Raw genomic sequence first — 25,089 nt, 5'->3', positions numbered from 1 at the left:
GCTTCATGTGGACAGCAAAAAGCCCCGCACATGCGGGGCTTTTTTGTTTCGCGGCGAGCGGCGCGAGGGCGTTAGAGGCAGGCGCTGATATCGCTCGTAGCATCGCTGCCTGCGCCGCCCGCGGCGCGGAACCCGACCCACGTGCCCGTGCCCCGGTAGTTCGGACGCACAATCGCGGCGGCGCCGTTCGGCGGCTGCTGACCGGGGACGTAGACGTCCAGCGCCTGGTCGTTGGCCAATGTATCTTGTGCCACGACCTGCTGCTGCGATTTGTCCGCCCACTTCTTCGCGATGCATTGGCCGACAGCCCTTGGTGGCTGCTGGCTGGTACCGACGGACTGCACGCCGGCGGGCTGCGCGGCGCAAGCGGAAATGGCGACAGCCATAGCGACAAGCGGTAAGTATTTCACGTTATCTCCTTCCAGAAATCGCTCGAGTCGAGCCGGTAGTCGAAATCAGGCGTGCTCTTGCGATGACCGTGCCTGATCACGTTTCCCATTATTCGAGACGAGTTGTCGGCGCGCCTTCACGGTCCGGCATGAGCGGACGCGCGTTCATTGGGACGTGGTGTGGAGCAGCGGCTTCAGCGCCGGCCACACGTTGTCGAGGAGCAGGGGCTGTGCCTGTTGCGTCGGATGGATCTGATCCGACTGAAACATGTCCGGCTTGTTTTCGATTCCGGCGAGAAGAAACGGGACGAGCGGCACGCGCAACTGCTTCGCCAGCTCGCCGTAGAGGCCGTGGAACTTTTGCGTGTAGTCGAGGCCGTAGTTGGGCGGCACGTACATGCCAATCAGCAGGACTTTCGCGTGACTCTGCTGGGCTTCCTTGATGATCGTGCGAAGATTGTCCTCGGTCGTGCCGAGCGGGACACCGCGCAGCGCGTCGTTGGCGCCGAGTTCGACGATCACGATGGCGGGCTTGAGACGCTGTATCAACGCGGGCAGGCGCGCGCGTCCGCCGCTCGTGGTGTCGCCGCTGATGCTCGCATTCGCAACGTTATAATCGATCCGCTCACTCGACAAACGCTGACGCATCAGCGAAACCCAGCCGGTGTCGCGAGGCAGCCCGTATTCGGCCGAGATGCTGTCGCCGAGCACGACGATCGTCGGCTTCGACTGCTGCGTATTCGTAGCTGCGGCCGTCGCCGTGGCAGCGGAGTTAGCGCCGGCGTTTGCGCTGTTGGCAGCTTGGGCGTATGCGCAAAACGTCGCGGCGAAGGCGACGCAAATACCTGCCGCGATCGACGCAGCGGCGCGCAGTTTCAACCTACGCTTCACCATGCGAAAGAAAACCGATCCAGTCATCGAAGTGCGGGGTTTGTGCAAGAGGGTTAGGGACGCGACAGGCGAGTTGTCGATTCTCGATAACATCGACCTGTCGATTCGAGCCAGCAGCCGCGTCGCGATCGTCGGGGCATCGGGCTCGGGCAAGTCTACGCTGCTTGGACTGCTCGCCGGATTGGACAGCGCGACGTCGGGGTCGGTTCGTCTGCTCGGCCGCGAACTGACGGAACTCGACGAAGACGGCCGCGCCGCGCTGCGCAACGGTTCGGTCGGCTTCGTATTCCAGTCGTTCCAGTTGATGCCGCATCTGACGGCGCTCGAAAACGTCACGCTTCCGCTCGAACTGCAAGGCGGTCTGTCGCCACGCGACGTCAACGCGCGCGCGCGGACGCTGCTCACGCAAGTCGGGCTCGGCGAGCGGATGCGTCACTATCCGAAGCTGCTTTCGGGCGGCGAACAGCAGCGCGTGGCGCTGGCGCGCGCGTTCGCGACGCACCCCGCCATTCTTTTCGCCGACGAACCGACGGGCAGTCTCGATGCCGCGACGGGGCACGCCGTCATCGATCTGATGTTCGAGATGAATCGGGCAAACGGCGCGACGCTCGTGCTGGTCACGCACGACGTCGAACTGGCGCGCCGCTGCGATACGACGATAACGATCGAAGCAGGGCGCCTGATCTGAGCGCGGGCCGCGACGGCTTCGAATGTGCGTCGTCTGAGGCGTAAAAGCAAAACAGGCCTTTGAGATCAAAGGCCTGTTTGCGTGTGTGTGAACTGGCGATGCTTGATCAGCGCTTCAACGCGGAACGCGCGCGCGCGATCAACGCCGATGTCGACGAATCGTGCTTCGTCTCATCGATGCTCGCCGCATTGAGATCGGCCTCGACGACCTTGCCGAGAATCTTGCCCAGCTCGACGCCCCACTGATCGAACGAGTTGATGTTCCACACGGTGCCTTGCACCAGCACCTTGTGTTCGTACAGCGCGATCAGCGCGCCGAGCGCGCGGGCGGTGAGGGCGTCGACGAGCAGCGTCGTGGTCGGACGATTGCCGGGAAACATGATGTGCGGCACGAGCTCGGGCTTGTCCGGGCCCGCGACCTTCTCCGCTTCTTCACGCGTGCGGCCGAGCATCAACGCTTCGCTCTGCGCGAAACAGTTTGCGAGCAGCTTGGGATGATGCGAGGCCAGCGGATGCTCGGGCGTCAGCACCGCGACGAAGTCGATCGGGACGATGGTCGGCCCCTGGTGCAGCATCTGGAAGAACGCGTGCTGGCCGTTCGTGCCGGGCTCGCCCCATGTGACGGCCGAGGTGTCGTAGCTGACGAACGAGCCGTCCAGACATGCCTGCTTGCCATTGCTTTCCATTTCGAGCTGCTGCAGGTAGGACGGCAGGAAGTGCAGCGCTTCCGAATACGGCGCGACCAGATAGCTCTGCGAGCCGAAGAAGTTGCGATACCAGATGCCGATCATGCCCATCAGCACGGGCAGATTGCGCTCGAGCGGCGCGCTGCGGAAATGCTCGTCCATGTCGTTGGCGCCCGCGAGCAGTTCGTCGAACTGCTTCGGGCCGATCGCGATCATGATCGACAGACCGACTGCCGACCACAGCGAATAGCGTCCGCCCACCCAGTCCCACATCTCGAACACATTGTTCTGGGCGATGCCGAACTTGACGACCTCTGCCGGATTCGCCGACACGCCGACGAAGTGCTTCGCCAGTTCGTTTTGCGGGCAGCCCTTTTCGATGAACCAGTCGCGCAGCGAATTGGCGTTGGTCATCGTTTCGAGCGTCGTGAAAGTCTTCGAGACGATGATCGCGAGCGTCTCTTCGGGATCGATCTGTGTGAGCACCCGATAGAGATCCGCGCCATCGACGTTCGAGACGAAGTGGGTCGAGATGTCCGGTGTCGCAAGGTGATGCAGCGCGTGCACGACCATCTTCGGCCCGAGGTCCGATCCGCCGATGCCGATGTTCACGATATGGCGGATGCGCTTGCCCGTGTATCCCTTCCAGTCGCCGTTTCGGACCTTGTCGGCGAAAGCGGCCATCTTTGCGCGCTCGGCCTGCACCTTGCCGTAGAACGGCGCCGTCGGGCTGCTCGCGCGCAGCGCCGTATGGAGCACCGCGCGTCCTTCCGTCGGATTGACGATGTCGCCGGCGAACATCGCGTCGCGGCGCTTTTCGACGTCCGCTTCGCGCGCGAGTTGCACGAGCAGTTGCAGCGTTTCATCGGTGATGCGGTTCTTCGAAAAGTCGGCTGCAAGACCGCCGCCGGTAAGGGTGAATCGTTCGGCGCGCGTCGGCGCGGGATCGTTCTCGGGTGCAAACCAGTCGCGCAGCCGCGCATCGCGAATCTGTCCGTAGTGTGTTTGCAGCGAGTTCCAGGCGGGGAGCGAGTTGAGAGTCATAACCGTCCGTCTAACGAAGGAAAACGAATGGCCGGCCGCGCATCGTGCGTGCCGGGAGGGATCTGCAGACGCGCAGTCGGCTGAGCGGTACGGTCGCCGGATGCGCGGCGGCGCGCCTCGTGCCCCGTCAGCGGGCGTCTGCAGTTCACGTCGTGGCCGAAGGCCGGCCGATCGACGCAGTCAATCAGTATAGCGGTCCCGGATGACAGCCGGCATGCATGGGGCCGGTACGCCAGATAAAGGGGAGCATGAGCGGGACGTTTCGCGGACGCATGCGCGGGACGCCGGAGCACACACCAGCAAGCGATCAGTCCCGTCGCGGATACACGAGTCTGTTCAGCAGCTTGCGCACCATCGGCGCGAGTTCGCCCGCTGTCAGTCCTGCCGGGCCTTCGCCTCGGGCCGTGAGCGCGTCGGCGGCGAGACCGTGCAGATAGACGCCCGCGAGCGCCGCTTCATAGCGAGGCAGACGCTGCGCGAGCAGCGCGCCGATCAGTCCGCCGAGCACATCGCCCGTGCCGCCTGTCGCCAGCGCCGCATTGCCTGTCGGGTTGACGGCGACGCGGCCATCGGCCGCTGCGATCACCGTGCCTGTGCCTTTCAGCACGACGACGCTCGAGTAGTGTGCGGCGAGCGCGCGCGCGGCCCCGAGGCGGTCGCTCTGCACGGTTTTCGCGTCCGTGCCGAGCAGGCGCGCGGCTTCGAGCGGATGGGGCGTCAGCACGCACGGATCGGCCGCCGATCCCGTCGTTGGTTCCGTCCTGGATGTGCCGCGCTGCTTCACGGCATCAGCCAGATCGCCGTGCGTAGCGATGAGGTTGAGCGCATCGGCGTCGAAGAGCTTGGGCAGATCGAGCGGCAGCACGTTGCGCAGCACCTCGACGGCCCGCTCGCGCTTGCCCATCCCGCAGCCGATCGACAACGCGTCCATCTGATCCAGCGGCAGATCGTCGAGGGGATGCAGCATCAGTTCGGGGTGCGGCGGATCGTACGGCGGGCCACCGGCGCCGAGAAACGCGACATGCACCTTGCCCGCGCCCGCGTATAGCGCCGCGCGCGCCGCGAGGATCGGCGCGCCGCACATGCCCGTGTCGCCGCCCACCACAGCAATGGTGCCGAACGTGCCTTTGTGCGTCGAGTAATCGCGCGGCGGGAAATGCGGAACGAAGAGGGCGGGCGCATTCAGCCGGGCACCGGGCTCACGAGGCGCTTCGACGCCGATGGGCGCAACCGTCACCTCGCCCGCAAGATCGCGCCCGAACGCCATGAAAAGCCCCGGCTTCGCGCCGATGAACGTGACGGTATGCGTGGCGCGCACGGCGACGCCGCCTTCGACGACATTGCCTGTGTCGCTGTCGAGCCCGCTCGGCACATCGAGCGCGAGGACGCGGCCATGCGTCCTCGCGCGTGCCGACAGCTGTTGTGCAATCGACGCGTAAACGCCTTGCAGCGGCCGCGCGAGCCCGATGCCGAACATCCCGTCGACGAGCCAGCCGTAGCCGTCCAGCGAGGCGGGCACCGCGCCCGAAATCGGCACGCCCGCCGCACGCGCTTCGGCCAACGCCCAGCGGGCGTCGTCGGGCTTGACGTCGACGGGCATGCAGACTTCCACCGCGACGCCCGCCCGCTGCAGCTCCACCGCGACGACGAGCGCGTCGCCGCCATTGTTGCCGGGGCCCGCGACGAGCCACACCGGATGGCGCGCATCGACGGAACCGTCATGCGCAAACTGTTCGAGCAGGAAACGGGCAGCAGCATGCCCCGCGCGGCCCATCAGCGTGTGAGGGGGCAAGGCGGCTTCGGCGCTCTTTTCGAGCGCGCGCAGTTCGGCCACGCTCAACAGCGCGAGCGGCCGGTCGTGAGGATTGACGAGGATCGAATGCGAAACAGGCACGGTGGCATCGGTCATGGCAGCCTGGCGGAACGTGGGGAGCGTCGACAGCGACGGGATACGTTCATGGTAGTGGCATTGCGCGTGCCGATGCCAGCACGCGCAATGGCATAGGACGAATGACCGCCCCTATTATTCGCCGAAGCGTTCGGGGCGAAGCGCTGCGATCGTATCGGGCGGCAGTTCGGACGGCGCACCCGACACGAGGTTTGCGATCAGCTTGCCCGTGCCGAACGCGAGGCCCCAACCAACGGGGCCATGCCCGGCGTTCACGAAGAGGCGCGGATGCATCGCGTTGCCCGTCACGGGCAAGCCGTCCGGCGACAACAGCTTCGCGCCTTCCCAGGGCAGCGCCGCCGAAATGCGCGCGGAGCCCGGCACCCAGTCGTGCGTCGCCTGGCCGAGCAGGGCGAGCGCTTCTTTGGTCAGCGGTTCAGGCAGCGGCTGCTTCGTCTGGCTCGCACTTTGCAGCACCGCGCCGCCCGCGATGCGCAGCCGGTGATTGCTTCGCGTGATCGTGATGCGCTTGACGGCATCGATCACCGTCGTATGCGGCGCGAACTCCTCGCGTGCGATCGGCGCGACGAGATTGTGCAGACGCAGCGGATGCAGCGACAGCCTGAGCCCGAGCTTCTCCAGCAGCGCGAGGCTGCCGGCACCCGCCGCCACGACGACGGCATCCGCGCTGATCACGTCGACCTCGCGAGAAGAATGTGTCGATTCGCCGTTCGCGGGCGCCAGCTCGACGGCCGCGCGCTGGTTGTCGAGCCGGATGCCTGTCACTTCGCGGCCGCACTGGAACTGCACGCCGCCTTGCGCATCGAGCGTCTGCTTGATGAGCTTCGCGAACAGCGGGCAGTTCGCCGTGCCTTCGTCCTCGATCAGCACGCCGCCCGCGAAGTGCGGTTCGAGCGGAATCGAATGCTCGATGTTCTGGCATTCCTGCGGGCTCAGCACGTGGTGCGGCACTTCGAATTGCCGCAGCAGTTCGAGCGCCGGCTCCGTCAGCTCCCAGTCCTGCGCGCTGCGCACGAGGTACAACTGCCCCTTCGACTGCTCGAATTCGAGGTTGAAGTGATGTTCGATGTCGGCGAGCGACTCGCGCGCCGATTCGATCAGCGGACGCAGCAGCGCAAACTGCTTCTTGAACGCGTCGGGCTCCGCGAGCGTGGAGAGTTTGCGAATGAATTCGCGAACCGGACCGTTGAAGCCCGTTTTTCTGATCACGCCGCTTTTCGCCGCCTGGCGATGCTGCATGAAGGTCGGGCCGAACCAGACGTCGAAGGGAGTGGGCAGCAGCGTGCCGCCGTGGCCATACGTGGCGCCTTGCGCGACGGTCGCGTGCCGCTCGACGACGCACACGCGATGACCCGCCGCGCGAAGCTGGTAGGCGGTGGCGACGCCGACGATCCCGCCGCCGATGACAATGACATCCATGGTTAATTCGAGTTGCCCGGGGCGCGCGTGAGGCCAGGCGTATTCCGTATGCGTGACATGCGGCGCAGCGTGAATGGCTGCCCATGCTGCGCCGATCTGATGAAAGGCGGAATGATAGCAGTCAAACGAGTCGCCCGGCATCGTGCCGTCGGGATAGGCACAATGTCCGCGTTTGCGCGGTGCTCCCGGCGAAACCGCGCGACGCCTACCACAATCCGACGGGAACGCATCCCGAAATGGCCGTGCGCCGCCCAGGCGCCGCGCGCCGGTGGTGCAAACACGTCCAGAGCGTGTCAGGCGCGCCACCCAGGTCAGGTCTGCCGGGCCTTCCCGGGTTATAATCCCGGACTTCCTTACGCCTCACGTCGCCTCCACGCGCGACTGTCCGAGCAATTGTGAAAGCAATCGCACGCGGCATCCGGCGACGCAACCGATCGACGCAACGTCAAGTCCATGGCCCACTTCTCGTGTTTCCCCGGCGCTTCGGCCCTTTCCGATTTCCGTCAAACCCGCCTGCTCGATACGTTGTCGCGCATCGACGCCAACATCGTCGGCGTGCGCGGCCAGTATCTGCACTTCGTGAACGCGCAGACGCCGCTTTCCACGGAAGATAGTGCGAAGATCGAAGCGCTGATGCACTACGGCGACCCGTTCGACGCGGGCAAGGACAAAGGCGCTGTCGATAGCTTTCTCGTGGTGCCGCGCTTCGGCACGGTGTCGCCGTGGGCGAGCAAGGCCACGGATATCGCGCATCACTGCGGCCTCACGCACGTGCGGCGCATCGAGCGAGGCATCGAATACACGGTTGTGCTGAAGGGCGGCCTGCTGGGCGGCAAGAAGGCGTTGTCGGACGAGGCGCGCGCCGCCGTCGCCGCCGCGCTGCATGACCGGATGACGGAAAGCGTCGCGCCGTCGCGCGATCACGCAATGCACCTGTTCGACGAGCTGCCCGCCAAGCCGCTGCAGACAGTCGCCGTGCTGACGGACGGCCGCAAGGCGCTGGAAAAGGCGAACGCGGAACTCGGCCTCGCGCTTGCCGACGACGAAATCGACTATCTCGTCGATGCGTTCACGAAGCTCGGCCGCAACCCGACCGACGTCGAACTGATGATGTTCGCCCAGGCCAACAGCGAGCACTGCCGCCACAAGATCTTCAACGCGAGCTGGACGATTGACGGCGAAGCGCAGGACATGTCGCTGTTCAACATGATCCGCAACACCGAGAAGCTGAACCCGCAAGGCACGATCGTCGCGTACTCTGACAACTCGTCGATCATGCAGGGCGGCATGGCCGAGCGCTGGTTCCCGCGCAAGGCGGCGAGCGACGGCGAGCCGGGCGAACCCGGCGAACGTTATGGCCGCCACGTCGAAATGACGCACACGCTGATGAAGGTCGAGACGCACAACCACCCGACGGCCATCTCGCCGTTCCCGGGCGCCGCGACGGGCGCGGGCGGCGAAATCCGCGACGAAGGCGCGACGGGCCGGGGCGCGCGTCCGAAGGCTGGCCTGACGGGCTTCACGGTGTCGAACCTCGATCTGCCCGATGCCCGCGAGCCGTGGGAAAACGCCCGCGACGCCACGCAGCCCGTCGGCCATCGCAACAGCGCCGACCAGTTCGACACGTATGGCCGTCCCGACCGCATCGCATCGCCGCTGCAGATCATGATCGACGGGCCGCTCGGCGGCGCCGCGTTCAACAACGAATTCGGCCGTCCGAACCTCGGCGGCTATTTCCGCACCTACGAGCAGAACGTCGCGGGCCGCGTCCGCGGCTATCACAAGCCGATCATGATCGCGGGCGGCCTCGGCAACATCTCGGATCAGCACACGCACAAGCACGATCTGCCCGCGGGCTCGCTGCTGATCCAGATCGGCGGTCCGGGCATGCGCATCGGCATGGGCGGCGGCGCGGCCAGCTCGATGGCGACGGGTACCAACACGGCGGAGCTCGACTTCGATTCGGTCCAGCGCGGCAACCCGGAAATCGAGCGGCGCGCGCAGGAAGTGATCAACGCGTGCTGGCAGATGGGCGAGGGCAATCCGATCCTGAGCATCCACGACGTCGGCGCGGGCGGCCTGTCGAATGCGTTTCCTGAACTGGTCGACGGCGCGGACAAGGGCGCGCTTTTCGAACTGCGCAAGGTGCAGCTCGAAGAAAGCGGCCTGTCGCCGCGCGAAATCTGGTCGAACGAAGCGCAAGAGCGTTACGTGCTGGCGATTCCGCCTGCGCGCCTCGAAGAATTCGCCGCGATCTGCGACCGCGAGCGCTGCCCGTTCGCGGTGGTCGGCACGGCCACGGCCGAGCGTCAGCTGAAGCTGATCGACACGGACAACGCGAACGACAACGCGCACCAGCCCGTCGACATGCCGATGGAAGTGCTGCTCGGCAAGCCGCCGCGCATGCACCGCGACGTGAAGCGCACATCGACGCCGCTGCCGCCCGTCGATGTCACGCATCTCGCGCTGCACGAGGCGGCGATCAACGTGCTGCGTCATCCGACGGTGGCGAGCAAGTCGTTCCTGATCACGATCGGCGACCGCTCGGTGGGCGGCACGACGGCGCGCGACCAGATGGTCGGTCCGTGGCAGGTGCCCGTCGCCGATTGCGCGATCACGACGGTCGATTACGCGGGCTTCCGTGGCGAGGCGATGACGATGGCCGAGCGCACGCCGCTCGCGGTGATCGACGCGCCCGCGTCGGGCCGCATGGCCGTCGGCGAGGCGGTGACGAACATCGCGTCGGCGCCGATTGCTTCGCTGGACAGGCTGAAGCTGTCGGCGAACTGGATGGCCGCGTGCGGCAGCCCTGGCGAAGATGCCGCGCTGTACGACACGGTGAAGGCGATCGGCATGGAGCTGTGCCCGGCGCTCGGCATCGGCATTCCCGTCGGCAAGGATTCGCTGTCGATGCGCACGAAGTGGGCCGACGGCGGCGTCGAGAAGGAAGTGATCGCGCCTGTGTCGCTGATCATCTCGGCGTTCGCGCCCGTCGAAGACGTGCGCCGTCATCTGACGCCGCAGCTACAGAGCCACAAGGAAGCAGGCGACACCGTGCTGATCGCGATCGACCTTGGCCGCGGCAAGCAGCGCCTGGGCGGCAGCATCCTCGCGCAGGTCACGCAGCAGGCCGGCGACAAGGTGCCCGACGTCGACGATCCCGAAGACCTGAAGCGCTTCTTCGCGGCGATCCAGTCGCTCAACGCGGACGGCAAGCTGCTCGCGTACCACGACCGCTCGGACGGCGGCCTGTGGGCGACCGTCTGCGAAATGGCGTTCGCGGGTCACGTGGGCGTGTCGGTGAACGTCGACATGCTGACGCTCGATCCCGATCACGAATTCGACTACGGCGACGCGAAGGACTGGGCGAAGCAGACGAGCGGCCGTCGCGAAGATCGCACGATCCGCGCGCTCTTCAACGAAGAAATCGGCGCGGTGGTTCAGGTGCGCGCCGCCGATCGCGACGCCGTGCTCGGCGCGCTGCGCGAGCATGGCTTGTCGGCGTGCTCGCATGTGATCGGCAAGCCGAACGAGCGCGACACGATCGAAATCTGGCGCGACGCGAAGAAGATCTACGAAGCGCCGCGCACCGAACTGCATCGCACGTGGAGCGAAGTGAGCTGGCGCATCTCGCGTCTGCGCGACAACCCCGCGTGCGCCGATGCCGAGTTCGATGCGCTGCTCGATGCGTCGGACCCCGGCATCCAGCCGCATCTGTCGTTCGATCCCGTTGAAGACGTCGCTGCGCCGTTCATCGGCAAGGGCGCGCGTCCGCGTGTCGCGATCCTGCGCGAGCAGGGCGTGAACTCGCACCTCGAAACCGCGTATGCATTCGACCGCGCGGGCTTCGATGCGCACGACGTGCATATGAGCGACCTGCTGTCGGGCCGCGCGACGCTCGCCGACTTCGCGGGCGCTGTCGCGTGCGGCGGCTTCTCATATGGCGACGTGCTGGGCGCGGGCGAAGGCTGGGCGAAGACGATCCGCTTCAATGCGCAACTGGCCGATATGTTCGCAGCGTTCTTCGGCCGCAGCGACACGTTCGCGCTCGGCATCTGCAATGGTTGCCAGATGATGAGCAGCCTCGCGTCGATGATCCCCGGCGCGGACGCATGGCCGAAGTTCACGCGCAACAAGTCGGAGAAATTCGAAGCGCGCTTCTCGCTGGTCGAAGTGCAGTCGTCGCCATCGATCTTCTTCGCCGGCATGGAAGGCTCGCGCATTCCCGTCGCCGTCGCGCACGGCGAGGGCTTCGCGGACTTCTCGCAGCAGGGCGATGCGTCGCGTGTCGCCGTCGCGATGCGCTATGTCGATCACCGCGGCCAGCCGACCGAGCAGTATCCGTTCAACCCGAACGGCTCGCCTGCCGGCATCACGTCCGTCACGACGCCGGACGGCCGCTTCACGGTGCTGATGCCCCACACGGAGCGCGTGCATCGCAATGTGCAGATGAGCTGGCATCCGCACGCGTGGAAGGACAGCGCGACGGATGGCAGCCCATGGATGCGCGTGTTCCAGAACGCGCGCAAGTGGCTGGGCTGAGGTAGCGGGGCGCTGTTCGATCGCGCGGTTTGACCGGTGAGAAGGTCGAACCGCGCGCGCCCTTGTTTTGCCGCTACGTTCACGACGATGCAAGCCTGCTGATCGCGCGTCGACCATGAAAGAGAAAAGCCGCCCGAGGGCGGCTTTTCCACTTTTCCACATCCGGCTGACAGCGAACACTGCCAGCAAGCAAGACGGCGAGCGCTTACTGAATCTTCGCCTTCGAGCGGAGGTCCTCTTCGAACGCTTGCAGCTTTTCCTGCTGCATCTGCTGCATGATCTGCTTCTTCACCTGCTCGAACGGCGGCGGCGGCGTTTCGCGCACGTCGTCGACGCGGATGATGTGCCATCCGAACTGCGTATGCACCGGCGTATCCGTCATCTGGCCTTTTTGCAGCTTTTGTGCGGCATCGGCGAATTCCGGAACGTAAGCCTTCGGGTCCGACCAGTCGAGGTCGCCGCCGTTCTTGCCCGAGCCCGGGTCCTTCGAGTATTGCTTCGCGAGGTCTTCGAAGCTCGCGCCGCCCTTGATCTTCGCGATCAGATCCTTCGCCTGCTGCTCGTTGTCGACGAGGATGTGGTGCAGGTGATATTCCTTGCCGCCGATCTGCTTGACCAGTTCGTCGTATTTCGCCTTGACTTCGGCGTCAGACGGCTGGTTCTGCTTCAGATAGTTTTCGATCAGCGCGCGCAGCACGACCGTCTGTTGCGCGACGGCGACTTGCGCCTTGACGTCGGGCTTCGACGGAATGCCTTCGCGGACCGCTTCCTGCATCAGGATTTCGCGGTTCACCAGTTCTTCGCGCACGGCCTGTTGCAGCTTCGGCGAATCCTGTTGACCCTGCTGCACGAGTTGCTGGATCAGCGCATCGGCACGCGATTTGGGAATCGGCGTGCCGTTTACGACGGCGATGTTCTGTGCGAATGCAGGCGCGGCCGCGCAAGCAGCCAGCAAGACCCAATAGCGGGTTTTTTTCAAGGTCATCGGAAGTTTCCTAACGGGACAGCAAATTGAATTCTTCTGGCGTGTAAGCCGTGATGGCGAGAGCGTGAATGCCGCGTTGCATGGCATCGGCCAGCGCATCATACACCATGCGATGTCGCGCCACGCGCGCCTTGCCGGCGAACGCGGCTGCCACGATCGTCACCGCGTAATGGCCGCCCGCCGACGCGCCGGCGTGGCCCGCATGCTGCGCGCTGTCGTCGCGCACGGTAATCGAATCGACGGGCGCGAGCGCGGCCGCGATGCGCGACTCGATCAGCGCGATGCGCTCGGCGGCGCTCGCTCGAAGGAATACGTCAGGTGAAACGTCGTCGCTCATGTCACTCTTCCTTCATATACTTCGACAGCCACAGGCTTTGCCCGACAATGAACACGACAAGGCAGCCGGTAGCGCCGAACAGTTTGAAGTTGACCCACGCATCGGTGGAAAAGTTGTACGCGACGAACAGATTGAGGATGCCGAGCAGCACGAAAAACACGGCCCACACGATATTCAGCTGCCCCCACACGCGATGCGGCAACTCGATCTGCTTGCCCATCATCGCTTCGATCAGATTCTTGTTGAACGCGATCGCCGATACGACCAGCACGACCGAGAACGCCCAGTAGAGCACGGTCGGCTTCCACTTGATGAAGGTGTCGTTGTGCAGCACGAGTGTCGCGCCGCCGAACACGGTGACGACCCCGAGGCTCACCCACAGCATCGGATCGACCTTCCGGTGACGGAACGCGACCCAGGCGATCTGCACCAGCGTGGCGGCGATCGCGACGGCCGTCGCCGTGAAAATGCCCCACACCTTGTACGCAACGAAGAACAGGATGATCGGGAACAGATCGAACAGGAATTTCATTGTCGGGGCGGAATCCGGGGAAAGTGGGGCGCACTATGCGCGCAGTCGGTGATCGTTTCGGGTGACGTGACGTGATGGCGGCAAAGGCCAGTCCGGGCAGTCCGAAAAACGCTTGCCGTCGATCTTGTCCGCGACTGCGTGCATGGGCCCGCGCTCGCGCGCATACAGGAAAAAGCGCAACGCGAGCGACGCTATCTGGGCTCGAATTGTAACGCAGGCCGGTTGATGCAGTCGCGCAAGCCGGCCGTCACGACGAGCAGCTGACTTCCAGCGACGAAGCCCAATCGGGCGGCAGCCGTGCATACGCGTCGTATTCGGGCTGCTCGTCGAACGGATGGCGCAGCACGTTCGCAAGGCGCTCGACTTCGGAGAAATCCTTTTCCTTCGCCTTCTGGATCGCCGTTTCGGCCAGATGATTGCGCAGCACGTATTTCGGGTTCACGCGGTTCATCGCTTCGGCGCGCGCGGCGTCGTCGCGCGTTTCATGTGACAGGCGCGCGCGATAGTCGCTCGCCCATGCGTCGAACGCTGCGCGATCGAGAAACAGGTCGCGCACGGGCGCATCGCCGCTCGCATCGTGCTTCGACAGCCTGGACAGATTGCGGAACGTCAGCGTGAAGTCCGCGCGATTCGCATGCATGATCTCGAACAGCTTGTTGACGAGCGCATCGTCGCCTTCGCGTTCGGTTTCGAGGCCGACTTTCGCGCGCATCCGCGCTTCGAGCGCGGGCGCGAAACGCGCCTTGAAGCCTTCGAGCACGCGCTGCGCATCCTGCACCGCGCGCTCGCTGCGCTGCGCTTCGTCGTAACGCTCACCGAACAGCGGTAGCAGCCCTTGCGCGAGACAGAAGAGGTTCCAGTACGCGATTTGCGGCTGCATCCGGTACGCGTAGCGGCCCTGCGAATCCGAGTGATTGCAGATGTGATTCGCGTCGAAGCCATCCATGAAGCCGAACGGACCATAGTCGATCGTGAGACCGAGGATCGACATGTTGTCGGTATTCATCACGCCGTGGCAGAAGCCGACGGCCTGCCATTGCGCGATCAGATCGGCCGTCGACAGCACGGCTTCGCTCAGCAGCGCGAGATACGGGTCTTCGGCTTGCCTGCACGACGGATAGAAGCGGTCGATCACGTGATCGGCGAGCGCGCGCAACGCATCGACGCGGTCGTTCGCGTAGAAGTGCTCGAAATGCCCGAAGCGCACGAAGCTCGGCGACACGCGCGTGACCACGGCCGCCGTTTCCATTTCTTCGCGGCGCACGGGCTGATCGGAGCCCGTCACGCAAAGCGCGCGCGTCGTCGGAATGCCCAGGTGATGCATCGCCTCAGAGCACAGATATTCGCGGATCGACGAGCGCAGCACCGCGCGGCCGTCTCCCATGCGCGAATAGGGCGTGCGTCCGCCGCCCTTCAGTTGCAGCTCGAACCGCTCGCCCGCGTGCTCGACTTCACCGAGCGTGAGCGCGCGGCCATCGCCGAGCTGACCGGCCCACACGCCGAACTGATGCCCCGAATACACCGATGCATACGGCAGCGAGTCGGACGGCCAGTCGCGCGTGGTGTTGCCCGAGAAGAATTCCGCGAAGCCCGGCGTGCCGGCGAGCGCGGGATCGAAGCCGAGCATGGCCGCGACATCGGGCGCGAAGCCGACGACATACGGCGCAGGCAACGGCGCCGCGGGCAAACGGGTCAGAAAGACGGTGCCGAGTGCTGCGAAGCCGCCTTCACGCTGGTTGTCGATGGTGCCTGCCGCCGTCGACATGGGACCGGCCAAGCCGGCGGATAGCCCTTTATTGCATGGGGAAAACGACATGTTGAGCGCCTCTTTATTAACCGATATTGTAATTGCGCGCCTGCCGCGCTGCAGGGCGCACGTCTGCGGCGCATATCGAATGCCTCGTCATTCGACGGCGCGGCCGCGGTTACGCACTCGAACGAATACACAAACTGGGAGACACCCGCGTATGACGACGCCGCTCTATGGACAGATGATGGACGTGCCGCTGACGGTTTCTTCGTTGCTCGCGCATGCGTCACGCCACTTCGGCACGACGGAGATCGTGTCGAAGCGCATCGAGGGCGACGTGCATCGCTACACGTACCGCGACTGCGAGAAGCGCGCGAAGCAGCTGGCGCAGGCGCTGATCGCGCTCGGCGTCGAAATGGGCGACCGGATCGGCACGCTCGCATGGAACGGCTACCGGCACCTGGAAGCGTATTACGGCACGACGGGCTTCGGCGCCGTATGTCACACGATCAATCCGCGCCTCTTTCCCGATCAGATCGCGTGGATCATCAATCACGCGGATGACCGCTACGTGCTGTTCGATATCACGTTCGCGCCGCTCGTCGATGCGCTGGCGCCGCAGTGTCCGAACGTGCGCGGCTGGATCGCGATGACGGACGAGGCGCACATGCCGCGCATGTCGACGGCCGCATCGAGCTACGAAGCGCTGCTCGCGCAGCATGACGGCAACTTCGACTGGCCGCTCATCGACGAACGTTGCGCGTCCAACCTTTGCTATACCTCGGGCACGACGGGCAATCCGAAGGGCGCGCTGTACTCGCATCGTTCGTCGGTGCTGCATGCGTTCGGCGCGTCGCTGCCGGATGCGATGGGTTTGTCCGCGCGCGATTGCGTGCTGCCCGTCGTGCCGATGTTCCATGTGAACGCATGGGGCATTCCGCACGCCGCGCCGCTGACGGGCGCGAAGCTCGTGTTTCCGGGCAAGGATCTCGACGGCAAGTCGCTGTATGAGCTGATGGAGGCCGAGCGCGTCACCTATTCGGCGGGCGTGCCCACCGTTTGGCTCGGGCTGCTGAATCACGTGCGCGAAGCGGGCGTGCGGTTTTCGTCGCTGGAGCGCACGGTGATCGGCGGTTCCGCGTGCCCGCCCGCGATGATCAGGATGTTCCAGGACACGTATGGCGTCGAGGTGATCCACGCGTGGGGCATGACGGAGATGTCGCCGCTCGGCACACTGTCCAAGCTCACGTGGGAGCAGTCGCAGCGCTCGCCTGACGAGCAGCGCAAGCTGCGCGAAAAGCAGGGGCACGCGATGTACGGCGTCGACATGAAGATCGTCGGCGACGACGGCCGCGAACTGCCGTGGGACGGCGTCGCGTTCGGCGATCTGCACGTGCGCGGGCCGTGGGTGATCGACCGGTATTTCCGCGGCGAAGCATCGCCGCTCGTCGACGGCTGGTTCCCGACGGGCGACGTCGCGACGATCGACAAGGACAGCTTCCTCAACATCACCGACCGCAGCAAGGACGTGATCAAGTCGGGCGGCGAATGGATCAGCTCGATCGACGTCGAGAACATCGCGATCGCGCACCCCGCCGTCGCAGAGGCGGCGTGTATTGCATGTGCGCATCCGAAGTGGACGGAGCGGCCGCTGCTCGTCGTCGTGAAGCGCCCCGATGCCGGCGTGACGCGCGACGAACTGCTCGCGTTCTACGAAGGCAAGATCGCGAAATGGTGGATTCCCGATGACGTCGTATTCGTCGATGAACTGCCGCACACGGCAACGGGCAAACTGCAAAAGCTCAAGCTGCGCGAACGGTTTCGCGATCACGTGCTGCCGTCCGCGCTCGCAATCGAAAACTGCCCGTTCGACGACGAAGCGCGCGAGAAAAGCGATCCGTCGTAGAGCCGGGTTTACCCCCACAGAAAAGGCGCATCTCACGAATTGAACGAGCGTGCTTTTTTGTGTATTCTGCCTGCTATCGTTAAGGAACGTTAAAACGGCGGACAATGGTTCGCATGTTCCGATCATGGCCGCGTACCCGAATCGCGGCCGCATGGCATGGAGGCAGGCAGATGGCAGTGGACTACACGACACACGACGGCGTTGCCGTCATCACACTGAACAATCCCCCCGTCAACGGCCTCGGCCTGTCGACGCGCACGGGCATCATCGAAGGCATCGACCGCGCGCAGCACGATCCCGCCATCAAGGCGATCGTGCTGACGGGCGCGGGCAAAGCGTTCTCGGGCGGCGCCGACATCACCGAATTCAACACGCCGAAAGCGCTGCAGGAGCCGACGCTGATGACGGTCATCAAGGCCGTCGAAGGCAGCGCGAAGCCGGTTGTCGCCGCGATTCACAGCGTCGCGATGGGCGGCGGGCTGGAGCTCGCGCTCGGCGCGCACTATCGCGTTGCGGTGCCCGGCGCGCAGATCGCCTTGCCCGAAGTGAAGCTCGGCATTCTGCCGGGCGCGGGCGGCACGCAGCGTCTGCCGCGCGCATTGGGGCTGGAAGCGGCGCTCAACATGATCGTGTCGGGTACGCCTGTGATGTCGGAGAAGCTTGCGGGCACGGGTCTGTTCGATGAGCTGGTCGAAGGCGATCTGCTTGAAGGCGCGCTCGCGTTTGCGCGCAAGGTCGGCGCGCAAAGCGGCCCGCATCCGAAGATCCGCGACCGCAAGATCGAGCATCCGAATGCGGCGGGTTTCATCCAGTTTGCGCGCAACAGCGTCGCGGCCGTCGCGAAGCAGTTCCCGGCGCCGCACAAGTGTATCGACGCGATCGAAGCGGGCGTACTGAAGGGCTTCGAACAAGGCATGAAAGTCGAGCGCGAATGCTTTCTCGCGCTCGTGCAGACGCCCGAAAGCAAGGCGCTGCGTCACGCGTTCTTCGGCGAGCGCGCGGCGAGCAAGATTCCCGACGTGCCGTCCGATACGCCCGCGCGCGATATCAGGAAAGTGGCCGTGATCGGCGCGGGCACGATGGGTGGCGGCATCGCGATGAATTTCGTCAACGCCGGCCTGCCCGTGATGCTGCTCGAAACGAAGCAGGAAGCGCTCGATCGCGGCCTCGCGACGATCCGCAAGAACTACGAGACGACTGTCAAGAAAGGCAAGCTGACGATGGAATCGCTCGAAGCGCGGATGGCACTGATCACGCCGACGCTGTCGTATGACGATCTCAAGGACGCCGATCTGATCATCGAAGCCGTGTTCGAAGAGCTTGGCGTGAAAGAGCAGGTGTTCGGACGGCTCGACGAAATCGCGAAACCGGGCGCGATCCTCGCGTCGAATACGTCGACGCTCGATCTGAACAAGATCGCTGCGTTCACGAAGCGTCCGCAGGACGTGGTCGGCATGCACTTCTTCAGCCCCGCGAACGTGATGAAGCTGCTCGAAGTGGTGCGCGGCAAGGAGACCGCGAAGGACGTGCTCGCCACCGTGATGAAGGTCGCGAAGAAAATCAAGAAGACGGCGGTCGTCTCGGGCGTGTGCGATGGCTTCATCGGCAACCGGATGATCGAGCAGTACATCCGTCAGGCGCTCTTCATGCTCGAAGAAGGCGCGCTGCCCGCTCAGGTCGACAAGGCGATCGAGAAATTCGGCTTCGCGATGGGCCCGTTCCGCATGAGCGATCTGGCGGGCAACGATATCGGCTGGGCGATTCGCAAGCGGCGTTATCAGGAACGTCCTGAAATGCACTATTCGAAGATCGCCGACCGCCTGTGCGAGACGGGCCGCTTCGGGCAGAAGACGGGCGGCGGCTGGTACGACTACCAGGCGGGCGACCGCAACGCGTATCCGTCGAAGCAGATCGACGAGATGATCGTCGCGTATTCGAAGGAACTCGGCGTCGAGCGCCGCAAGATTTCCGACGATGAGATCGTCGAGCGTCTCGTGTTCGCGCTCGTCAACGAAGGCGCGAAGATTCTCGAGGAAGGCATTGCGTCGAAGGCGTCGGACATCGACATGGTCTATCTGACGGGCTACGGCTTCCCGGTGTGGCGCGGCGGTCCGATGCTCTACGCGGATACCGTCGGGCTCTACAACGTCGAGCGCGCGATCCGCCGTTATGCGACGCAAGCGAACGGCGACGCCTGGCAGATCGCGCCCGGCATCGCCGAACGCGCGGCGCAAGGGCGCGGCTTCAACGGCTGAACGCGGACTGGCCGCTGACGGCATCGAAGCAACGGCGTCGAAGCAACGGCGTCGAAGCAACGGCGTCAGCAATAGCGCGGAAGGAACTGCGATGAAAAGTGCCAACGAAGTTCTGCTCGTCATCGACGTGCAGAACGACTTCATGCCGGGTGGCGCGCTCGCGGTCGCGCGCGGCGATGAAATCGTGCCGCTCGTGAACCGGCTCGCCCGGCGTTTCAGCCATGTCGTGCTGACGCAGGACTGGCATCCGCCGTCGCATGTTTCGTTCGCGGCGAACCACGCGGGGCGCCAGCCGTTCGAGACGATCACGCTGCCGTATGGCGAGCAGGTGCTGTGGCCGACGCATTGCGTGCAGGACACGCCAGGCGCCGCGCTGCATGCGGGTCTCGACATTCCGCATGCGCGCGCGGTGATTCGCAAGGGCCATCACGCGGACGTCGACAGCTACTCGGCGTTTCTCGAAGCAGACAGCAAGACGCCGACGGGACTTGCCGGCTATTTGCGCGACACGGGCGTGACGCGCGTGTGGTGCTGCGGGCTGGCCACCGACTATTGCGTCGCGTGGTCCGCGCTCGACGCGCGCGCGGCGGGCTTCGAGGCCGCCGTCATCGAAGACGCGACCCGCGCGATCGATCTGAACGGTTCGCTCGACAACGCATGGCGCGACCTGCGCGCCGCCGGTGCCGAACGCGTGCAATCGACGGACGTGCTGGCCTGAACCGCGTGCGCCGTCCAGCGCACGACGCAAACCTCACACACTTTTTGGAAAGTTGGAGACGTAGATGACTGATGCCGTAATCGTATCGACTGCCCGCACGGGTCTTGCCAAATCGTGGCGCGGCGCTTTCAACATGACGCATGGCGCGACGCTCGGCGGACACGCGACGAAGGCCGCCGTCGAGCGCGCGAAAATCGACCCGGCGCGCGTCGAGGACGTGATCATGGGCTGCGCGAATCCCGAAGGCGCGACGGGCTCGAACATCGCGCGGCAGATTGCGCTGCGCGCCGGCCTGCCCGTGACGGTGCCCGGCATGACGGTGAACCGCTTCTGCTCGTCGGGGCTGCAGACGATTGCCTTGGCCGCGCAGCGCGTGATGGTCGGCGAGGGCGATGTGTTCGTCGCGGGCGGCGTCGAGTCGATCTCGTGCGTGCAGAACGAAATGAACCTGCACATGCTGCGCGAAGGCTGGCTGATGGAGCACAAGCCGGAGGTCTACTGGCCGATGCTGCAGACGGCCGAAAACGTCGCGAAACGCTATTCGATTTCGAAGGAGCGTCAGGACGAATACGGCGTGCAGTCGCAGCAGCGCGCGGCGGCGGCGCAGGAGGCAGGGCGCTTCAACGACGAGATCGTGCCGATGACGGTGCTCGCGGGTGTCGCCGACAAGGCGAGCGGGCGCATGTTCACGAAGGAAGTGACGATCGCCGCCGACGAAGGCATTCGCGCGGACACGACGCTCGAAGGCGTGTCGAAGATCCGCACGGCGGTGCCGGGTGGCGTGATCACGGCGGGCAACGCGAGCCAGTTTTCGGACGGCGCGTCGGCGTGCGTGGTGATGAACGCGAAGATCGCGGAGCGCGAAGGGCTGCAGCCGCTGGGCATTTTCCGCGGCTTCGCGGTCGCGGGCTGCGAGCCGGATGAAATGGGTATCGGCCCGGTATTCGCCGTGCCGAAACTGCTGAAGCAGGCGGGACTCAAGGTCGACGATATCGGCCTGTGGGAACTGAACGAAGCGTTCGCCGTGCAGGTGCTGTATTGCCGCGACAAGCTCGGTATTCCGAACGAACGCCTGAACGTCAACGGCGGCGCGATCGCCGTCGGACATCCGTACGGCGTATCGGGCGCGCGGCTGACGGGCCATGCGCTGATCGAAGGCAAACGGCGCGGCGCGAAGTTCGTCGTGGTGACGATGTGCATCGGCGGCGGCCAGGGCGCGGCGGGATTGTTCGAAATCGCCTGATCGCGGTTGAATCGGCTGCTGGAAAGCCCGCGTGTGAAAGCATGCGGGCTTTTTTTGTTGTCGATGTTTTTTGCGTGTTTTCGAGCGTCCGGCGATTGGGCCAGTGGTCGTGCAACGCATGTCGATAACAATGATGCTGCAGGCAGGCACAGGATTCGCTCGCGATCGTCGACGCGCTGCTGGCGTGGACTGGTCCACGATGCATACGTGGTGGAGGCTTCGGCCATCATCATCGAAGATGGGCAGCCAAATTGACCGCAAACAACGTTGCTTGGGAACAGAGCAAGGCGTTAAGGCTCCAACTATATGAGCTAGAGGGTTCATGGGGCCGGGTAAGGTGCTGAAGCGCCAGTTCTGGTCGACAGCTCTGCATGGGACCCGAGTAAGGCGCTGAAGCGCCAACTCGAGTCGACAGCTTTGCATGGGACCCGAGTAAGGCGCTGAAGCGCCAACTCGAGTCGACAGCTTTGCATGGGATCCAAGTAAGGCGCTGAAGCGCCAACTCGGGTCGACACAGGAGGGGGATCATGCGAATGCGGGTTGCTTGCGTTGCCGTCGCGGAGGCGGTGGCGCTGTCGATCGCATCGGGTGCTGCGTCGGCGCAATCGGAGGCTTACACGAACGAGCCCGTCTATCTGTACGCGGGACCGGCACAGGACTATCCCGTCGTCGCGCAATTGCCATCGGGGCAACCCGTGACTGTCTACGGCTGCGTGAGCGGCTACACATGGTGCGATGTCGAGATCGCGGGCGCGCGCGGCTGGGTCTATGGCGGCTATCTGACGTATCCGTATCAGGGCAACAGCGTCCCCATCATGAACTACGGCGCAGTGATCGGTCTGCCCCTCGTCACGTTCTCGCTGGGAACGTACTGGGACCATTACTATCGCGAGCGCCCATGGTATCCGGATCGCTCGCGCTGGGAGCATCATCCGCCGCCGCCACACCGGCCGCCGCCCCCGCCGCAGGGCGCGAACCGGCCTCCTCCACCATCGCCGAACCAGCCGCCACCGCCCGAGCAAGGTCCGCGGCCGCCTGGCGCCGAACATGGACATCGGGCGGGGCCGCCGCAAGGTGGCCCGCCGCCGATGCAAGGCGGTGGCCCGCAACCGGGGCAGCCGCCGATGCAGGGCGGCGGACCCCGGCCACAGCAGCCGCAGATGCAGGGCGGTGGGCCTCGGCCTCAGCAACCGCAGATGCAGGGCGGACCGCCGCCCGCTCAGGGCGGTGGGCGTCCACAAGGCCCGCCGCCTGCGCAAGGCGGTGGGCATCCGCCAGGGCCGCCGCCCGGGCAAGCGGTGGCGCGTCCAACCGGGCCGCCCCCGGGACAAGGGGAACACAATGCGCCGAGGCCTTCAGGCGCGACGCCGGGACAAGGTCCGTCCATGTCGAATCACTGAGCGGCTCACGGCACTGAACCGCACTCATCGGTCGCAAATCGCCGTGCGTTCGCGCCGCATTCACCCCGTTTGGCCAACGGCGAATGCGCGGTACATGACGTCAGGCCCGACCGGCGGGCGAGCGCGAACCCGAACCCGCCGTGACAGCTACAGCCCGCTCATATTGCCCATCGGCAGCGACAGCGTGCCTTGATCGATGAAGCGCGTGCCGCCCGTGATGCCGCCCGCGAGACGTCCGCGCAGCACGTAAGGCAGGTTGCCCGACTGCGCGCTGTCGGCGAAGGCGAACGCCTGACGCACCGCGGCGAACGCGGGCACCGTCAACGGCACGCTGATCACTGTTTCGCCGAAACGCGGCACGGTGCCCGCCTGATCGCTGACGCCGCTCGCGAACGGCTTGCCGTTGAGATCGAGTTCGACAGAAACGCCGTTGTAGTCGATGGGCGCGTCGTTCGGGTTCTGCACGCGCAGTTTCAGACTGAAGCGCATTTCCATGCCCTGGCCTGCGAGCGGCTCGATGCCGGCGACGTTCACGCGCAACGGATCATGGCCGAACATGCCCGCGCAGCCGGCCACCGGCAGCATCGCGACGGCGAAGAACAACACGCGAACGAAGCGCCAGACGCGGTGAATTGCCATGATCATGCACCTCATCAAGGAAGCACGCGAAACGGCGTGCATCGGATGAATTCTAGCGGGGCGCACGGCGGCCGGCGCGCCCGCGCAAGCACAACGGCGACACGGCACAACGGCACAACGGCACAACGGCACAACACAACGGCGACACGGCGCAACGGCGAATGAAGCGGCGAGCGGTACGACGCGCGTCGACGCTCCCGCTTTTCCGATCGCAGCCGCGATGAGACAATCGCGCCGCCCGTCGCGCGCCGCGTTTTACGTCGACCTGTCTCGATGCCGAAGGCGGCTTCCATGAACGGCACCCACGAACGACGCCATGCCGCCGGCTCATCTCGATTGCAACGATCCGCATGAAACCAAAAATGGAAACCATCGTCCTTGCCGCCGATCTCGTCGGCACGTTCATCTTCGCGATCGAGGGCGCGGTTGCGGCGATGCATAGCGGCCTCGATCTGCTCGGCGTGATGGTGATCGCATTCGTCGCGTCGCTGGGCGGCGGCGTGACGCGCGATCTGCTGATCGGCGCGACGCCGCCCAATGCGATCCGCGACTGGCGCTATCCGGCGCTGACCTTCGTCGCCGGCCTGCTCACGTTCCTCTTTCATTCCGACGCCGAAGGCTTTCCGGCGTTCTGGCTCATGGTGCTCGACGCGGCGGGGCTGGCGCTGTTCGCCGTCGCGGGCGTCGAGAAGGCGATTCTGTTCGGAATCCGACCGTTCGTGGCAGCGCTGATGGGCGCCGTGACGGGCGTCGGCGGCGGCGTCATCCGGGATGTGCTTCTCACGCGCATCCCGTCCGTGCTCGTCGCCGATATCTACGCTACGGCGGCGTTCTTTGGCGCGGTGGTCGTCCTGATCGCACGTCGCCTGGGGCTGTCTCCCGCGATGGCGGGCCTGGCGGGTGGTGTTGCGTGCTTCTTGCTACGCGTCGTCGCGGCCACGCATGGATGGCATCTGCCGCGCGCGAGGATCTGAGCGCAGTCTGCACGACCGACGCGAATCGCAGGCATCAAAAGCAAACGTCGAAAGCAAACGTCGAAAGCAAACGTCGAAAGCAAACGTCAAGCGTCGGCACGACAGGCGGCGCAGCGCCCGTGCATCGATCGATGACCCCGAGCGCCACGCCTTCCGGCTCGCTATCGCGTCGCGAGCCTACTTCAATCCGCCGACGATTCGCTCCATCTCGTCTTCGCCAAACGCGCGCAGCGTCGCCGTGCGGACGTTGCCTAGCGCGGCGAGCGCGAGGCCGAGACGGGTCGTGGTTTCGTCGTCGGGCGAGTCGAACGAGATCACCAGGTCGTATGCGCCCAGCGTCCAGTTCACCGTGCCGATCGTTACGCCCATCGCCTTGCTGGTTTCGCGGAATGCGCGCGCCCGGTTGACCGTGTCTTTCGCGGTGCGCACGCCCTGATCGGTCCAGTTGGCGAGCATGATGTAAGTGGCCATGTTGTCCTCGTGATGCGATAGTGGAACTGCCGCGCGTGTGCCGTGACGCCGTTCGCGACGGATCGACGAACGAACGCGACACGGCGCGCGGGCCGTTTTCTATGCGTGCATAAAGACGCAAAGAGAAAGGAAGACAAGGCGGCCGCGGCCCGAGAGGATGGGCGCCCGGAAGAGGGAAGGCCGCGGAACGTTGATGCCCGGTTTCGCGTTGCGCGCTGCTGTCGACTGCTGTGCGATTGGTGCGACTGCGTTGCGACTGCCTTGCAGATACTGCGCACGGCCGGGCTGATTGCCTGAAAAGTATAGGCGACG

General features: G+C 65.1%; 19 protein-coding genes. 8 read left to right on the top strand and 11 right to left on the bottom strand.

Features of this window, described 5'->3' with window-relative positions; genetic code table 11:
- Nucleotides 1–71: 71 nt before the first annotated feature.
- Both AABE10_RS17595 and AABE10_RS17590 read right to left on the bottom strand, forming a co-directional pair.
- Nucleotides 72–410, bottom strand: a complete 339-nt coding sequence (locus tag AABE10_RS17595) for a hypothetical protein (protein WP_090862253.1) — start codon at nt 408–410, stop codon at nt 72–74.
- A gap of 144 nt (nt 411–554) precedes the next feature.
- On the bottom strand, nt 555–1,280 hold the full coding sequence (locus tag AABE10_RS17590) for an arylesterase (protein WP_428983355.1): 726 nt from the start codon (nt 1,278–1,280) through the stop codon (nt 555–557).
- A 1-nt stretch (nt 1,281) separates the two neighbouring features.
- Here AABE10_RS17590 and AABE10_RS17585 point away from each other — a divergent pair, with 1 nt between their 5' ends.
- Nucleotides 1,282–1,968 carry an ABC transporter ATP-binding protein gene (locus AABE10_RS17585; protein ID WP_342934557.1) on the top strand — a complete coding sequence of 229 codons (687 nt, stop codon included), beginning with the start codon at nt 1,282–1,284 and terminating at the stop codon, nt 1,966–1,968.
- A 106-nt stretch (nt 1,969–2,074) separates the two neighbouring features.
- Here AABE10_RS17585 and pgi read toward each other — a convergent pair whose 3' ends face one another.
- From pgi to AABE10_RS17570, 3 genes are all read right to left on the bottom strand, one after another.
- Nucleotides 2,075–3,697 carry a glucose-6-phosphate isomerase gene (gene pgi, locus AABE10_RS17580; RefSeq protein WP_342934556.1) on the bottom strand — a complete coding sequence of 541 codons (1,623 nt, stop codon included), beginning with the start codon at nt 3,695–3,697 and terminating at the stop codon, nt 2,075–2,077.
- 307 nt (nt 3,698–4,004) lie between these two features.
- A complete protein-coding gene (locus AABE10_RS17575; RefSeq protein WP_342934555.1) occupies nt 4,005–5,606 on the bottom strand; it encodes an NAD(P)H-hydrate dehydratase in 1,602 nt (533 codons plus the stop codon).
- Between the two features lie 114 nt (nt 5,607–5,720).
- Nucleotides 5,721–7,025 carry an NAD(P)/FAD-dependent oxidoreductase gene (locus AABE10_RS17570; protein WP_342934554.1) on the bottom strand — a complete coding sequence of 435 codons (1,305 nt, stop codon included), beginning with the start codon at nt 7,023–7,025 and terminating at the stop codon, nt 5,721–5,723.
- Between the two features lie 453 nt (nt 7,026–7,478).
- On the opposite strand from AABE10_RS17570, the gene purL reads away from it, so the two are divergent.
- On the top strand, nt 7,479–11,567 hold the full coding sequence (gene purL / locus AABE10_RS17565) for a phosphoribosylformylglycinamidine synthase (RefSeq protein ID WP_342934553.1): 4,089 nt from the start codon (nt 7,479–7,481) through the stop codon (nt 11,565–11,567).
- Between the two features lie 205 nt (nt 11,568–11,772).
- Here the strand turns inward: purL and AABE10_RS17560 are convergent, their stop codons facing one another.
- The 4 genes from AABE10_RS17560 to AABE10_RS17545 form a co-directional block, all read right to left on the bottom strand.
- Nucleotides 11,773–12,552 (bottom strand): peptidylprolyl isomerase, encoded by a 780-nt coding sequence (locus AABE10_RS17560; RefSeq protein WP_342934552.1) that lies wholly within the window; start codon nt 12,550–12,552, stop codon nt 11,773–11,775.
- Between the two features lie 10 nt (nt 12,553–12,562).
- Complete coding sequence (locus AABE10_RS17555; RefSeq protein WP_342934551.1) at nt 12,563–12,889, bottom strand: BolA family protein; 327 nt, start codon at nt 12,887–12,889, stop codon at nt 12,563–12,565.
- 1 nt (nt 12,890) lies between these two features.
- Nucleotides 12,891–13,421: a septation protein A gene (locus AABE10_RS17550; RefSeq protein WP_342934550.1), complete on the bottom strand. Its 531-nt coding sequence runs from the start codon at nt 13,419–13,421 to the stop codon at nt 12,891–12,893.
- A gap of 247 nt (nt 13,422–13,668) precedes the next feature.
- A complete protein-coding gene (locus tag AABE10_RS17545; protein ID WP_342934549.1) occupies nt 13,669–15,237 on the bottom strand; it encodes a protein adenylyltransferase SelO in 1,569 nt (522 codons plus the stop codon).
- Between the two features lie 151 nt (nt 15,238–15,388).
- Between AABE10_RS17545 and AABE10_RS17540 the strand changes: the two genes are divergently transcribed.
- The 5 genes from AABE10_RS17540 (at nt 15,389) to AABE10_RS17520 (ending at nt 22,693) form a co-directional block, all read left to right on the top strand.
- On the top strand, nt 15,389–17,077 hold the full coding sequence (locus AABE10_RS17540) for a 3-(methylthio)propionyl-CoA ligase (protein WP_342934548.1): 1,689 nt from the start codon (nt 15,389–15,391) through the stop codon (nt 17,075–17,077).
- Between the two features lie 170 nt (nt 17,078–17,247).
- Complete coding sequence (locus AABE10_RS17535; protein ID WP_342934547.1) at nt 17,248–19,332, top strand: 3-hydroxyacyl-CoA dehydrogenase NAD-binding domain-containing protein; 2,085 nt, start codon at nt 17,248–17,250, stop codon at nt 19,330–19,332.
- A 91-nt stretch (nt 19,333–19,423) separates the two neighbouring features.
- On the top strand, nt 19,424–20,050 hold the full coding sequence (pncA, locus tag AABE10_RS17530) for a bifunctional nicotinamidase/pyrazinamidase (protein WP_342934546.1): 627 nt from the start codon (nt 19,424–19,426) through the stop codon (nt 20,048–20,050).
- 64 nt (nt 20,051–20,114) lie between these two features.
- On the top strand, nt 20,115–21,293 hold the full coding sequence (locus tag AABE10_RS17525) for an acetyl-CoA C-acyltransferase (protein WP_342934545.1): 1,179 nt from the start codon (nt 20,115–20,117) through the stop codon (nt 21,291–21,293).
- A 527-nt stretch (nt 21,294–21,820) separates the two neighbouring features.
- On the top strand, nt 21,821–22,693 hold the full coding sequence (locus AABE10_RS17520; RefSeq protein WP_342934544.1) for an SH3 domain-containing protein: 873 nt from the start codon (nt 21,821–21,823) through the stop codon (nt 22,691–22,693).
- A 147-nt stretch (nt 22,694–22,840) separates the two neighbouring features.
- Here the strand turns inward: AABE10_RS17520 and AABE10_RS17515 are convergent, their stop codons facing one another.
- Nucleotides 22,841–23,332, bottom strand: a complete 492-nt coding sequence (locus AABE10_RS17515) for an LEA type 2 family protein (protein ID WP_342934543.1) — start codon at nt 23,330–23,332, stop codon at nt 22,841–22,843.
- 350 nt (nt 23,333–23,682) lie between these two features.
- Here AABE10_RS17515 and AABE10_RS17510 point away from each other — a divergent pair, with 350 nt between their 5' ends.
- A complete protein-coding gene (locus tag AABE10_RS17510) occupies nt 23,683–24,306 on the top strand; it encodes a trimeric intracellular cation channel family protein (RefSeq protein ID WP_342934542.1) in 624 nt (207 codons plus the stop codon).
- 177 nt (nt 24,307–24,483) lie between these two features.
- On the opposite strand, the gene AABE10_RS17505 is transcribed toward AABE10_RS17510, so the two are convergent.
- Complete coding sequence (locus AABE10_RS17505; RefSeq protein ID WP_152764762.1) at nt 24,484–24,777, bottom strand: GYD domain-containing protein; 294 nt, start codon at nt 24,775–24,777, stop codon at nt 24,484–24,486.
- Between the last annotated feature and the right edge of the window lie 312 nt (nt 24,778–25,089).

Source organism: Paraburkholderia diazotrophica, assembly GCF_038900755.1.
In the GTDB taxonomy this organism is placed as follows: domain Bacteria; phylum Pseudomonadota; class Gammaproteobacteria; order Burkholderiales; family Burkholderiaceae; genus Paraburkholderia; species Paraburkholderia diazotrophica_A.
Note: the sequence above shows the minus strand (reverse complement) of the source record. Positions and strands in the feature narration are given on the sequence as shown.

What these genes read in the sequence shown, in the direction of transcription:
- AABE10_RS17585 (WP_342934557.1), top strand. Translation starts at nt 1,282, where the DNA reads ATGCGAAAGAAAACCGATCCAGTCATCGAAGTGCGGGGTTTGTGCAAG.
- pgi (WP_342934556.1), bottom strand. Translation starts at nt 3,697, where the DNA reads ATGACTCTCAACTCGCTCCCCGCCTGGAACTCGCTGCAAACACACTAC.
- AABE10_RS17575 (WP_342934555.1), bottom strand. Translation starts at nt 5,606, where the DNA reads ATGACCGATGCCACCGTGCCTGTTTCGCATTCGATCCTCGTCAATCCT.
- AABE10_RS17570 (WP_342934554.1), bottom strand. Translation starts at nt 7,025, where the DNA reads ATGGATGTCATTGTCATCGGCGGCGGGATCGTCGGCGTCGCCACCGCC.
- purL (WP_342934553.1), top strand. Translation starts at nt 7,479, where the DNA reads ATGGCCCACTTCTCGTGTTTCCCCGGCGCTTCGGCCCTTTCCGATTTC.
- AABE10_RS17560 (WP_342934552.1), bottom strand. Translation starts at nt 12,552, where the DNA reads ATGACCTTGAAAAAAACCCGCTATTGGGTCTTGCTGGCTGCTTGCGCG.
- AABE10_RS17555 (WP_342934551.1), bottom strand. Translation starts at nt 12,889, where the DNA reads ATGAGCGACGACGTTTCACCTGACGTATTCCTTCGAGCGAGCGCCGCC.
- AABE10_RS17550 (WP_342934550.1), bottom strand. Translation starts at nt 13,421, where the DNA reads ATGAAATTCCTGTTCGATCTGTTCCCGATCATCCTGTTCTTCGTTGCG.
- AABE10_RS17545 (WP_342934549.1), bottom strand. Translation starts at nt 15,237, where the DNA reads ATGTCGTTTTCCCCATGCAATAAAGGGCTATCCGCCGGCTTGGCCGGT.
- AABE10_RS17540 (WP_342934548.1), top strand. Translation starts at nt 15,389, where the DNA reads ATGACGACGCCGCTCTATGGACAGATGATGGACGTGCCGCTGACGGTT.
- AABE10_RS17535 (WP_342934547.1), top strand. Translation starts at nt 17,248, where the DNA reads ATGGCAGTGGACTACACGACACACGACGGCGTTGCCGTCATCACACTG.
- pncA (WP_342934546.1), top strand. Translation starts at nt 19,424, where the DNA reads ATGAAAAGTGCCAACGAAGTTCTGCTCGTCATCGACGTGCAGAACGAC.
- AABE10_RS17525 (WP_342934545.1), top strand. Translation starts at nt 20,115, where the DNA reads ATGACTGATGCCGTAATCGTATCGACTGCCCGCACGGGTCTTGCCAAA.
- AABE10_RS17520 (WP_342934544.1), top strand. Translation starts at nt 21,821, where the DNA reads ATGCGAATGCGGGTTGCTTGCGTTGCCGTCGCGGAGGCGGTGGCGCTG.
- AABE10_RS17515 (WP_342934543.1), bottom strand. Translation starts at nt 23,332, where the DNA reads ATGGCAATTCACCGCGTCTGGCGCTTCGTTCGCGTGTTGTTCTTCGCC.
- AABE10_RS17510 (WP_342934542.1), top strand. Translation starts at nt 23,683, where the DNA reads ATGAAACCAAAAATGGAAACCATCGTCCTTGCCGCCGATCTCGTCGGC.
- AABE10_RS17505 (WP_152764762.1), bottom strand. Translation starts at nt 24,777, where the DNA reads ATGGCCACTTACATCATGCTCGCCAACTGGACCGATCAGGGCGTGCGC.